The 12,365-nt window shown below is 42.9% G+C and carries 13 protein-coding genes; 7 read left to right on the top strand and 6 right to left on the bottom strand.

Annotated features, from left to right (window positions below; translation table 11 throughout):
* Position 1: 1 nt before the first annotated feature.
* Positions 2-349 (top strand): gamma-glutamylcyclotransferase family protein, encoded by a 348-nt coding sequence (locus tag ACSJJG_RS18410; protein ID WP_481090149.1) that lies wholly within the window; start codon positions 2-4, stop codon positions 347-349.
* 88 nt (positions 350-437) lie between these two features.
* On the opposite strand, the gene ppa is transcribed toward ACSJJG_RS18410, so the two are convergent.
* The 3 genes from ppa to fbp form a co-directional block, all read right to left on the bottom strand.
* Positions 438-968 (bottom strand): inorganic diphosphatase, encoded by a 531-nt coding sequence (ppa, locus tag ACSJJG_RS18405; protein ID WP_285808774.1) that lies wholly within the window; start codon positions 966-968, stop codon positions 438-440.
* A 713-nt stretch (positions 969-1,681) separates the two neighbouring features.
* Positions 1,682-4,207, bottom strand: coding sequence for an inverse autotransporter beta domain-containing protein (locus ACSJJG_RS18400; RefSeq protein WP_481090148.1), 2,526 nt, complete (start codon positions 4,205-4,207; stop codon positions 1,682-1,684).
* Between the two features lie 493 nt (positions 4,208-4,700).
* Entirely contained in the window at positions 4,701-5,705 is a 1,005-nt protein-coding gene (fbp, locus tag ACSJJG_RS18395; RefSeq protein ID WP_481090147.1) for a class 1 fructose-bisphosphatase, read from the bottom strand.
* A gap of 184 nt (positions 5,706-5,889) precedes the next feature.
* On the opposite strand from fbp, the gene mpl reads away from it, so the two are divergent.
* Entirely contained in the window at positions 5,890-7,260 is a 1,371-nt protein-coding gene (mpl, locus tag ACSJJG_RS18390) for a UDP-N-acetylmuramate:L-alanyl-gamma-D-glutamyl-meso-diaminopimelate ligase (RefSeq protein WP_481090146.1), read from the top strand.
* Between the two features lie 73 nt (positions 7,261-7,333).
* Here mpl and argR read toward each other — a convergent pair whose 3' ends face one another.
* Positions 7,334-7,804: a transcriptional regulator ArgR gene (argR, locus tag ACSJJG_RS18385; protein ID WP_047766260.1), complete on the bottom strand. Its 471-nt coding sequence runs from the start codon at positions 7,802-7,804 to the stop codon at positions 7,334-7,336.
* A gap of 409 nt (positions 7,805-8,213) precedes the next feature.
* On the opposite strand from argR, the gene mdh reads away from it, so the two are divergent.
* Complete coding sequence (mdh, locus tag ACSJJG_RS18380; protein ID WP_481090145.1) at positions 8,214-9,152, top strand: malate dehydrogenase; 939 nt, start codon at positions 8,214-8,216, stop codon at positions 9,150-9,152.
* Positions 9,153-9,262: 110 nt separating this feature from the next.
* Here the strand turns inward: mdh and ACSJJG_RS18375 are convergent, their stop codons facing one another.
* Positions 9,263-9,529 (bottom strand): helix-turn-helix domain-containing protein, encoded by a 267-nt coding sequence (locus ACSJJG_RS18375; protein WP_099132640.1) that lies wholly within the window; start codon positions 9,527-9,529, stop codon positions 9,263-9,265.
* Between the two features lie 187 nt (positions 9,530-9,716).
* Between ACSJJG_RS18375 and ACSJJG_RS18370 the strand changes: the two genes are divergently transcribed.
* Positions 9,717-10,064, top strand: a complete 348-nt coding sequence (locus tag ACSJJG_RS18370; protein WP_047766257.1) for a DNA-binding protein — start codon at positions 9,717-9,719, stop codon at positions 10,062-10,064.
* Positions 10,065-10,139: 75 nt separating this feature from the next.
* The gene (locus ACSJJG_RS18365) at positions 10,140-10,520 is read left to right on the top strand and encodes a DNA-binding protein (protein WP_047766256.1); all 381 of its coding nucleotides are present in this window, start codon (positions 10,140-10,142) and stop codon (positions 10,518-10,520) included.
* 27 nt (positions 10,521-10,547) lie between these two features.
* Here ACSJJG_RS18365 and ispB read toward each other — a convergent pair whose 3' ends face one another.
* Positions 10,548-11,519 carry an octaprenyl diphosphate synthase gene (gene ispB / locus ACSJJG_RS18360; RefSeq protein WP_481090144.1) on the bottom strand — a complete coding sequence of 324 codons (972 nt, stop codon included), beginning with the start codon at positions 11,517-11,519 and terminating at the stop codon, positions 10,548-10,550.
* A 249-nt stretch (positions 11,520-11,768) separates the two neighbouring features.
* Between ispB and rplU the strand changes: the two genes are divergently transcribed.
* Both rplU and rpmA read left to right on the top strand, forming a co-directional pair.
* On the top strand, positions 11,769-12,077 hold the full coding sequence (gene rplU / locus ACSJJG_RS18355) for a 50S ribosomal protein L21 (RefSeq protein WP_010845219.1): 309 nt from the start codon (positions 11,769-11,771) through the stop codon (positions 12,075-12,077).
* Between the two features lie 20 nt (positions 12,078-12,097).
* Positions 12,098-12,355 (top strand): 50S ribosomal protein L27, encoded by a 258-nt coding sequence (gene rpmA / locus ACSJJG_RS18350; RefSeq protein WP_011148617.1) that lies wholly within the window; start codon positions 12,098-12,100, stop codon positions 12,353-12,355.
* The last annotated feature ends 10 nt before the right edge of the window (positions 12,356-12,365 follow it).

Raw genomic sequence — 12,365 nt, 5'->3', positions numbered from 1 at the left:
GATGCGAGTTATTGTTTATGGTAGCCTGAGGCGAAAACAAGGCAATCACCACTGGATGACGGATGCCCAATTGTTGGGAGAACACCGATTAGCAGGTTATGAAATTTATGATCTGGGGCACTATCCGGCGGTTATCCGTGGAGAAGGAACAATCGAGTGTGAAATCTATCGTATTACGCCATCCATCCTGACAGAATTGGATGAGTTGAAAAAAAACGCTCAGGAGTACCAAAGGGAACTGATTGAAACACCGTATGGTAAGGCATGGATTTACCTTTATCAATTGTCTGTTGAAGGGTTGTGTAGGATAAACTGCGGTGACTGGCTGAAACGCCACGAAAAAGAGTGAAATTAGAAAATCGAAAGGCAAACCAAAAACCTCTGTCCTTGATTGGGGCAGAGGTTTTTGGATGAAAACCTGTTATTCCCTGTCAGGATTATTTTTTAGCCGCACGCTCGAAAGAAGACAGGATCTCAGCCTTAGCAGCTTCAACATTATCCCAGCCCTCAACTTTAACCCATTTGCCTTTTTCCAGATCCTTGTAGTGTTCGAAGAAGTGAGTGATTTGGGCACGCAGCAGCTCTGGCAGATCGTTCACATCTTTGATGTGATCATATTCTTTACTCAATTTGGTATGAGGAACAGCTACCAGTTTTGCATCTTCACCGGATTCGTCAGTCATTTTCAGGACGCCAACCGGACGACAGCGGATAACAGAACCCGGCTGCAATGGGTATGGTGTCGGTACCAATACGTCAACCGGATCACCATCAAGAGACAGGGTATTGTTGATATAACCGTAGTTACATGGATAGAACATCGCACTTGACATGAAACGGTCTACAAACAGGGCACCAGACTCTTTGTCTACTTCATATTTGATGGGGTCTGCATTTGCAGGGATCTCAATGATGACATAAATATCTTCAGGCAGCTCTTTGCCAGCCGGTACATTATTCAGACTCATAAAACGGTTTCCTTCAATTTTAAACCAAAATGGGGTGCCGGGTATTATAGCCAAAACAGGCCAGAATTCCTCGGGTTTTTCGGCTGTTGGCGGTGGCTTAAAAGCAGAATAAAAAAGCGCAGACTCAACCTCCATTGAGTCTGCGCTTATTTTATATTAATGGTGGTTTAATATGGGGAAACTTCTCCATAACTATTAACGCGTATTATACAAAGAAGTAACGACGGCTTGTTGCTAGGATATAGACTTACCGGTTCGACTGTCCTTTTAATGTAGTCATATGCATAAAAAACTTGAGTATTTTTTTTGGATGGATCATACACTTTCAATATATTAACCCCTGTTGAGTTATTGCGAAGAGATTCCATCCGAAATAAGGGAAATGCTCTTTGTCATATTCATAACCAATTGAAGTCGGAGTAGTTGTTTGCGGAGTGGCTCCCATATCAGTCATAGTCGGAGCACCGCTTGCTGGTTATTGAGATTGAGACCAGTTGTACTCCCATTCAGATATCTGGGTAGCCATGTTCAAGGGAACAGTTGGATCGTTTCAGGAATTAATAGGTATCTTCGTGGGTTGAAGGTATAGTAATAACTAGATTTTATTCCAGTATCCGAAACTGTTTTGGTTAGTGTAACTGTTACCGGCCATTGCTCAATAGAGAAGTTATCCAGGAGAAATGTGATATTCCCTGTATTTCTATCTACTTTCACTAAATTAGGATTGGAAGATCTGATGGTGATCCCGAGACCCGCAGAATCCGACCATTCGATCTGGGAATGTCTGTGCCATCAAATAAATTCGTTTTTCCATCCTGCGTCAATTGAACGATGAGATCTTTATGCACATTATAGGGCCTTCCCTGTTGAGAAATATATTTAGTGTTAGGTGAGCCTTGGGTACTCATCAGAATTCCCACAGGTATTGGAACAGTATCGAAATTTACCGGTTCGGATTGTATGCTATTTGCATCATCTTCACTGGGTGTATCCGGTAATAGGTTGAAATAAATACCATCTATACCGACGAGGCTTGTCATATAGAGCGTTAGATAACCTTCAGCATCTGTGGTTGGATTCGTAGGAATCGTGATCTTAACTTCGTCTGGAACAGGAGTTAGATTAGACGCCGCATTCATCTTTTCCACTTTAATTTTACCAAGAGACTGATTCCTCAGAGGAAGTTTGCTTTCTGTATCGATGGCTCGCACTTTATAGGTATAGCGATCTTTTCCGTTGGCTATTAGTGGCCTCATAGGGGATTGCGATATTGCATCAAATGCAAACTTCAGGCTTTCTGGAGTGACAAAATCGAATGGTTCAGAGAAGCTTTGATGTTTTTCATTAATCAATACCCCAACCTTAGCCCTTTTTACTCTCTGGGTACTGGTCACAATCGCCTTGATTTTACCATCTTCATCAGAGGTGTTCTCATAGCCAGGTGCGGGCGTAACAGATAATCCCGGTAGGTCAGAAGGCTCTGTACTCCATTGTAAGTTCATCTCCATTTTTTTATTGATTGGATTGCCATTTAAATCAAATACGGTCGCAGTCACAACGACCGGCTTTTGTTCCGTTGCCTCATAAGGCGTTTTTTGGTCAAAGACAAAGTCTTTGGCCTGAATTGCATCGCCAAGATTAGTGAAATTCAGCGGCTTGTCGCCTTTTATCTCCAGTTTGGGTTGCGCATCCATTGACAGATAAATCTTTGTCTTCGGATCAAGCGGCTGAGTACTGCTCAACGTTGCAGTTAACTGACCATTATCATTGGTCGTTCCTGCTGACTCCCAGTTCAGTGTTGCATGTTTATCTTCTGGTTCAATGCTCCATTTTACGTTTGGTATTACCTCGTTTTTAATTGGCGGGTTATTTTTATTACCATAGGTGATTGTTGCTGCCAGATCATAAGCGGGTTTGCCATTGGGAATAACAGGGCCTGTTCCACTGGGCTTGATGCTTTGGTCTTTAATGGCAAAAGGTTCAACAACCACATTCATGTGAGTTGTCATGGGCTTATTGCTACCTGTGATTTCAGAAATAGCAGACAGGGTATAGTTGTTTATCCCCTTGACAGAATATTTTGGCAGGTCCAGTTCAACAGCCGAGCCATGGGGTATGATAGCGCCGCCGTTTTTACGGAACTCTTCATTAGTCTGCCATGATATCTTTTTCAGGCGGTGTTCAGCAGTAATGTTAGGGGTAATTTGAACATGCTGGGAACTGTATCCGCTTAACGTATTTGGCAGGGCGAGATTGAACTCTGGTTTTTTCTTGTAGTCCAACACGATATGATTGTTTCTTTCTACGAGTTCATAACGGCTTCCGTCCAGTGTCCGTATAGCAGCAACACTACGCGGTGAAATCTGATCGCCAAAAGGGATCCCGAAACGATAATTCAGATTGGCCTGGAAGAGAGTTTCGCTGTGTCCACTGCTTCCGAACTTATAATCCACACCCATCGCGATCAACGGAACAGGGGTATAATTCAGGCCAACTCGGGCAAGGTTAGGATTCTTTTGTTTGGTTTCCCGGTTGAACAGGGCAACGTTATCGCCAAAGTACTGTTCATAACTCAGCTTACCCCCCAGGTTTGGATAAGCGGGTAAGAAAAATTCACCATTGATATCGTAGCCGTTGGCTGGTCGTTCTTCATAATCCAGCTCGTTGGGTGATATACGCCATTTGCTCAAGCGCCAATAAGTGTTGGCAGACAATTTAACATAATCCGTCCAGATTTCGGCTCCAACACCCAGCCGTTGATGTTGTCTTGTGAAATCTTTGTCAAAGAAGGTATTTAAACCATACATCCAATTAGGTGTGAAATAACGTCCACCAAAGCCGAGGTTCAGGGTATTACGGCTGTCGTGACGGCGATAACCTAACTGTGAAAAAAATAGCCAATCTGCTTTGTTATCATAGATAGGTACTAGTAGATCCAGAGAGCTGGCATCCAGTTTCCCTTTTTTATCGACGGAAAAATTAATCCTGCCGGCACCAAATCGGGTCAACCATTTTTGAGCTTCCGTGTTTATCGCACCATTGATTTTCCCCAACGCGTAGGATTTTGCCTGCTCGGTTAATTGGGATGGGGAAGAAGATAAGATATTACCTATCTTATGGATGCTTTGTGTGATGGCACCCACTTTCTGATCAATAGCCGCTTGATTATCCCGCGCCTTATTAGCGTCATTTTCATCTGCTGGTTTTTGTAAGTATTCTATTCTCTTGAACTTTTTCACCCGCTGACAGCGCACTCGTAGGAGTAAAGGGCAAAAAAAGCGAGTACATGAGAATAGAAAGCCGAAAAACTTTATGATTTATATACGAGTCCATATATGAATTCCTCATAAAATATGGGCTGTCGCCAGCGCTTTAGCATTACATCTTTGATGTTCCAAACTTTAATTTTATTGGGGATAGCTATCTCATTAATATAAAAAAGATAATATTTCCCATACCTACATACATTAGGAAATCTTTTGTTGTTATGCGTAATGAAAAATTATTATCAGCAGATAATAAAAAGCTATCGCTTTATTTCCGCTAAAATTAGGTTTTATTTTTGATGTAAAAGAGGTATTTTTTCAGGAATGACTATGGCGTATCAAGAGGAATATATGATTAATTGGTTGCAAGGTGAGCGTCATTGAAATAGAAAAAATTGAGGTTTGGAAAATAAATGGAACAAGAGGTGGAAACCCACCTCTTTAAATTATGGTTTAATCATACTGTTTATTGATCAGGAAATTCCGCCATAAAACTTTCGGCTTTTTCTACCATAGACTTGGTGCCGACAAAAAAAGGTACGCGTTGGTGCAGCTTATTTGGCACGATATCCAGAATACGGTTTGCCCCATCGCTGGCTTTGCCACCGGCTTGTTCAGCAAGGAATGCGATGGGGTTGCATTCATAAAGTAAGCGGAGTTTGCCCGTTGGGTGGCTTGCTGTACTTGGATAGATATAGATCCCGCCTTTTAACAGATTGCGATGGAAATCAGCAACCAGAGAACCGATATAGCGGGTAGTGTATGGACGTTGGGTTGCTTCGTCTTGTTCCTGACAATATTTGATGTATTTTTTCACCCCCATTGGGAACTTAATGTAGTTCCCTTCGTTGATAGAGTACATATTACCCTTTTTCGGGAATTGGACTTTCTCATGGGTCAGACAAAATACCCCAAGGGAAGGATCATAAGTAAAAGTATGAACACCACAGCCTGTCGTGTAAACCAGCATAGTGGATGAGCCATAAACCACATAACCTGCTGCCACCTGACGATTCCCCGGTTGCAGGAAGTCTTCTTCGGTTACAGGCTGACCGATCGGAGTAACTCGATGGTAAATTGAGAAAATAGTCCCGACGGAAACGTTTACATCAATATTCGAAGAACCATCCAATGGATCCATCAAAACAACATATTTTGCATTTTCTGCCCGGTCGCCATCAAAAATAACGATGTCGTCTTCCTCTTCGGAAGCAATGCCTGCTACTTCGCCGCGTGCTTTCAGTGCTGCCTTGAGTTTTTCATTGGCATATAAGTCCAGCTTCATCTGAACTTCACCCTGCACATTAGATACGCCACTTGAGCCTAAAATATCCACCAGACCGGCTTTATTGATATCCCTATGGATAATTTTGGCGCCTAACTTGATGGCAGACAGCAGTGCAGTCAGTTCACCTGTAGCATGCGGAAAATCTTGCTGCTTTTCGACGATGAATTCGCCCAATGTTTTCATGACAAAGGCCTTGAATTTGGTTGTGGTTTTCGGAAGCGTGCTTCACTGATGTGTCGCACTTATGTGCCGCACTTAGGCGCGGGCAGTTTAGCTAAAGAATCTGATGATTCATAGGTTATTGCATTTTTAATCTCTGATTTGGTAGTTAGAATAGTAATACAGTTCATGAATCAGGTAGAAATAAATGCGTATTCATATTCTTGGCATTTGCGGTACTTTCATGGGTGGGCTGGCGATCCTCGCTCGCGCACAGGGGCATGAAGTGACTGGCTCTGATGCTAATGTCTATCCCCCAATGAGCACGTTGCTGGAAAAACAAGGCATTGAGTTGATCCAGGGTTACGATCCGGCCCAGCTCGATCCTGCTCCAGATGTGGTGATCATTGGTAATGCTATGACACGTGGCAATCCCTGCGTAGAAGCTGTGTTAGATCGTGGCATTCCTTACACTTCTGGTCCGCAGTGGCTGCATGATCATATATTGCCAGAGCGTTGGGTATTGGCTGTTGCGGGCACCCATGGCAAAACAACAACGGCGGGTATGGTGGCCTGGATATTGGAAGAGTGTGGCTATAAACCCGGGTTCCTGATCGGTGGCGTGCCAGGGAATTTTGACGTTTCAGCACACATTGGTGAAAGCCCATTTTTTGTGATTGAGGCGGATGAATATGACTGCGCTTTCTTTGACAAGCGTTCGAAATTTGTCCACTACAGCCCCCGTACATTGATCATGAATAATCTTGAGTTTGATCATGCCGACATTTTCGAAAATTTGGGCGCGATTCAAAAACAATTCCACCATCTCGTCAGAGTTGTGCCGAGTACCGGCAAGATCATTGTTCCTGATAATGATATTAATTTGAAGCAAGTACTCTCAATGGGATGTTGGAGTGAATTGGAACAGATAGGAGCAAGCGGTCATTGGCAGGCGAAGAAAGCCAGTCAGGATAGCAGTCACTATCAGGTATTCCATCGGGGGGAGCGGGTTGGGGAAGTGATGTGGTCATTAGTCGGTGAACACAATATGCATAATGGTTTGATCGCAATTGCGGCAGCCCATCATGTGGGCGTGCAACCTGCGGATGCCTGTCAGGCACTAGGCCAATTTATTAATGCCCGTCGTCGCCTTGAATTACGCGGCGAAGTCAATGGCATCTCGGTGTATGATGATTTTGCTCATCATCCAACCGCTATCTTAGCCACACTGGAGGCGTTGAGAAGTAAAGTGGGCGGCATGGCTCGTATTCTTGCCGTGCTGGAACCGCGTTCGAATACCCTGAAAATGGGCATGAGCAAAAATGATATTGCCCCTTCTTTGGGGCGTGCTGATGAAGTTTTTCTCTATCAACCCACCAATATTCCGTGGCAGGTTATTGAAATTGCTGAACAGTGTATTCAACCCACGCGTTGGAGTGCTGATATTGATACTTTGGTGAAAATGATTGTAGAAACGGCACAGCCCGGTGACCATATTCTGGTGATGAGTAATGGTGGATTTGGCGGTATTCACGAAAAACTACTGGCTGCATTGACGCAAAAATCCAGCGCATATTAGTTAATATTTTCTTGTATTTCGGTCTGCCATACGCATATTTTGATTAGATTGGTATACGGCAGACCTGAATAAATTAAAGTTCCTGTTCAAACAGGTGGAGAATTGCTTCGTAAAGTTGTTTTGTCGTAAAGTTTTGCGCTGGAGTGGAAAAAATAGTGTCATCCCCTGCAATGCTGCCAAGGATCCCTTCTGCTTTCCCCAATGAATCTAACAGGCGGGCAATTAACTGTGCTGCGCCAGGGCTGGTGCGTATGACGACAATACTGTGATTATAATCGACATCTAATACCAGATTTTTTAATGGACTGGTGGCAGTGGGAACGCCCAATTCTGCGGGTAAGCAATAAACCATTTCCATCTTTGCATTACGGGTTCGGACAGCACCAAATTTCGTCAGCATTCTGGAAACTTTAGATTGGTTGATATTTTCAAATCCCTGCTCTTGAAGTGCTGAAACAATTTCACCTTGAGAGCTGAATTTTTCTTCTTTCAATAATGCCTTGAAAGCTTTTACCAAATCTTCCTGTTTCGAAGGAACACGCATATTTCACCATCGTTGAATCCGTTATCAGGCGGACATTATGCGAAAGAGTGAATTTTTATGCAAGAAAGAGAAGAAAAAACCAATATACAGAGAATAGTGAATTAAGCATAGTAAATGTATTGTTAATTAAATGGGATTGTTTGGTATGAAAGGGAAGAGTAAGGTAATAAGCTAATTGTTGAAGCGTTCGCTTGAAATAATTCTTAAAAAAGTGTCCATTATCTCATTAACAGATAAGCATTTTGTTTAGAATAAAACGACTTTGGTGTTCCACCATCAGGCTATTAAGTGGATAATCTGGCTGTTAACAAATTGTTTTTAATGCAAATTGTTTTTAATACATAGTGTTTCTAATACATAGTGTTTTTATTACATAGTGTTTACAGTACTTAATTTAAGGAGTATCAGGATGAAAGTTGCAGTTCTCGGTGCAGCCGGTGGTATTGGTCAGGCACTAGCCCTTCTACTCAAGACCCAGCTTCCTTCAGGTTCAGAACTTTCCTTGTATGACATTGCTCCGGTGACTCCAGGCGTGGCAACCGATCTGAGCCATATCCCAACGGAAGTCAAAGTCACTGGTTTTGCTGGTGAAGATGCAACTCCTGCACTGGCAGGTGCAGATGTCGTATTAATTTCTGCGGGTGTGGCGCGTAAACCTGGTATGGATCGTTCCGATTTGTTCAATATCAATGCAGGAATCATTCGTAATCTGGTTCAGCAGGTTGCTAAAACTTGTCCAAAAGCATTAATTGGAATTATTACCAACCCAGTCAATACCACTGTTGCGATCGCCGCTGAGGTACTGAAAAAAGAAGGTGTGTACGATAAAAACCGCCTGTTTGGTGTCACAACCCTGGATATCATTCGTTCCAACACCTTTGTTGCTGAACTAAAAGACAAGAAAGTAGAAGAGATAGAAGTTCCTGTTATTGGTGGGCACTCTGGTGTGACCATCCTGCCTCTTTTGTCGCAAATTCCAGGTGTTAGCTTCACTGATGAAGAAGTTGAGGCATTGACCCAGCGTATCCAGAATGCGGGTACTGAGGTTGTTGAAGCGAAAGCGGGTGGCGGCTCTGCAACTCTGTCTATGGGACAAGCAGCGGCTCGTTTGGGGCTGTCGCTGATCCGTGGCTTGCAAGGCGAAAGCAATGTTGTTGAGTGCAGCTATGTTGAAGGTGATGGCAAATATGCCCGTTTCTTTGCGCAGCCTGTTCGCTTAGGTAAAAATGGTATCGAAGAACGTTTAGATATTGGCAAATTAAGTGATTTTGAACAGAAGTCACTGGATAACATGCTGGATGTTTTGAAAAAAGACATTGAGTTGGGCGAAAGATTTATTAACGAATAATTCATTTATTAATAATTTATTAATATACGAATTAAGTTAAATATATTAAATAACTAAAACCGCTAGTTAGAAATAACTAGCGGTTTTTCTTTCAATAGTTATATTGATAGCTAATTATTCTTTTTCTCTCTTACTTTTCTTTCCAATAGTTCTCCTGTATGGGGATCGAAATAGCGGCTTGGCCATATTTCAGACGGATGTAGTTCTAAATAATTCGCTATTATCCATTCTCCCTTGGGCCATGGGCGAGAAAGTGTATTCGCCAAAGTTGATGAACTCAATCCCGCCGCACGAGAAACGGCAGCTAATGTCGTTCCTCGTTTACGTAAAGCGGCAATAATATCAGCAGGATGCCAATCCGATTTCATAGAAATCATTTTTTTAATCCTTTTCTATTAAATTAGAAGCCACATTAGTGGTATAACTAAAGCGTTAATGTGAAATTAATAACGAACACGAACCTGTTATTAAGAAAATAAAATAACATTATTTTTTCTAAAAATGTTTCTAATTTTTTCTTAATAACGTCTTTTTTGAACTTGGTTACAAAAATAGAGAAACGTTATGAAAAAAGAGTGGTATACGGCAATGGAGCTGACCGGTGTAGGTGAGTTACCTAGATCACCACAAGGAGTTAATGCCAGGGCAAAGCGTGAAGAGTGGTTAAAACAAAAACGGGCTGGCGTCCAGGGACGGGCGATTGAATACCATTACTCTTGTTTTCCTCAAACAACGTTGGAAGCTTTAGAACTCCATGAAACACCAGCAGAATATCAGGTTCAAAAACAAGATCCTTTAGCCATTTGGGTAAGTGCATTTAATTTACTTACCGAGGAAGAGAAGGAGGTCATTACCGAAGTGATATTACGAGATGGCATAAGAAGTTTTTTGGAAAAAATCATAGCTACTTGAGACAGCTTTTGAAAAGCCAGGTACTTAAAATTTGGCTTTTTCGTCACTGCTCCAGTATCAAGCGAGGAGAAAGAGATGAAAAAAGAGTGGTATTCTGCAAAAGAACTCATCGGCCTCGCAGGGCTGCCATCGTCTCCCCAAGGCGTCAATCTGATGGCAAGACGCGAGGGCTGGGAACAACGCCGTAAGCGGGGCGTACAAGGAAAAGCGCTCGAATATAATGTCAACAGTTTGCCCGAAGAAGTCGTGAATGTACTGACAGTCAGTGAAAATTCGGTCGAATACTACCGCAATAAGCGACAGGACCCATTTATGATCTGGGTAGAAGCTTATTACCAATTGAGCAAATCCGAAAGAGAACGAATGGTTAAATTTATTTTGAGAAAAGGGCTAGCCAGCCTTGTCCAATATGTCGGTATTCAAGATAGTGATAATAAAGACAGCGCCCTGGATTGAATTATCTGGGGCACTGTTTGATTCAGATTAGGAAAGTCGCTGTACAGCGACATGTGCCAATCCCTCAAGGGCCGCCTTGTATGGAGAATCTTCCAGTGACTGCAATGCTGAAATGGCCTTATCAGCTTCTTCTTCTGCCCGCTGGCGGGTGTATTTAAGTGAACCACACTGTCTCATCGTTGCCAGGACGGTATCCAACAAATGGCGGCCATTACCTTGCTCAATGGTACTTCGGATCAAAGCGGATTGTTCCGGTGTTCCGTGGTTCATGGCGTGTAAAAGAGGCAATGTGGGTTTGCCTTCGTTTAAGTCATCTCCTGTGTTCTTACCAAGCGTGCTGTTATCTGAGTCATAATCCAACAGATCATCAATTAATTGAAATGCGGTGCCTAGATAACGGCCATAATCACGTAGTGCTATTTCTTGCTCAGGAGTGGCGTTGGCGAGAATGGCGGCTGAATGCGCAGCAACTTCAAACAGGCGAGCGGTTTTACTGTAAATGACCCTCATATAGTCATCTTCTGAAATATTAGGATCATTGCAGTTCATCAACTGCATGACTTCGCCTTCAGCAATGACATTGGTAGCGTCAGACATCAATTTTAATACACGCATGGAATCGAGATCGGTCATCATCTGAAATGAGCGCGTATAGATAAAATCGCCCACAAGGACACTGGCAGCATTGCCATAAATGGCGTTGGCTGTCGCCTTGCCACGGCGCATATCAGATTCATCAACGACATCATCATGCAGCAGCGTTGCCGTGTGGATAAATTCAATCAAAGCGGCAACTTTGATATGTTTTTCATCCTGGCAATGAAGGGCTTTACCTGCCAGTACGGCAATCATTGGCCGAATGCGTTTGCCACCCCCGCTGATGATGTAGTAACCAAGCTGGTTGATCAGCGTAACGTCAGAATTTAATTGGTTAAGAATGGTTTCATTAACCGCTGCCATATCATCAGCGGTGAGTTTAAGTATCGATTCTAAATTCATGTTTTGGCTTTGGACTCTGATTCAGAGCTGTGCTCATTAATTAGCATATCAATAGATATCAAGATATATCGATTGTACTTGAAAAACCGTTCAAATAAATGACAATTGAAAAACTCTGTTTTTTTCTCATCTGTTCTAATTCTGCACTTGTCTTCCCAGTGGTTTTTGCGTAGAATTCGCGCCCTATGTGAATATTTTATAGCGCGCTCTGGAAAGCATTTTGGGGGGTGCGCGGAAAGCGGAGTTTATATGTACGCAGTTTTCCAAAGTGGTGGTAAACAACACCGAGTAAGCGAAGGCCAAACAATTCGCTTGGAAAAGCTGGACATCGCAACAGGTGAAACTGTTGAGTTTGACCAGGTGCTGATGGTCGCTAACGGCGAAGATATCAAAATCGGCGCTCCAGTAGTTGAAGGCGTTAAAATTAAAGCTGAAGTTGTCGCTCACGGTCGTGGCGAGAAAATTAAAATTGTTAAGTTTCGTCGTCGTAAACACAGCCGTAAGCAACAGGGCCACCGTCAGTGGTTCACCGATGTTAAAATCACTGGCATCGCTTAAGATTTTAGGAGAGCAGATTAATGGCACACAAAAAGGCTGGCGGCTCGACTCGTAACGGTCGCGATTCTGAAAGCAAACGTCTGGGTGTAAAACGTTTTGGTGGTGAGTCTGTTTTAGCAGGTAGCATCATCGTTCGTCAACGTGGTACTAAATTCCACGCAGGCAACAACGTAGGTTGTGGCCGTGACCACACCCTGTTCGCATTAGCTGACGGGAAAGTTAAGTTCGAAGTTAAAGGTCCAAAAAACCGTAAATTTATCAGCATCGAAGCTGAATAAGTTTTTTGTA

This window comes from Xenorhabdus sp. SGI 60, from assembly GCF_056632175.1.
This window is presented reverse-complemented; position numbering and strand designations above follow the sequence as displayed.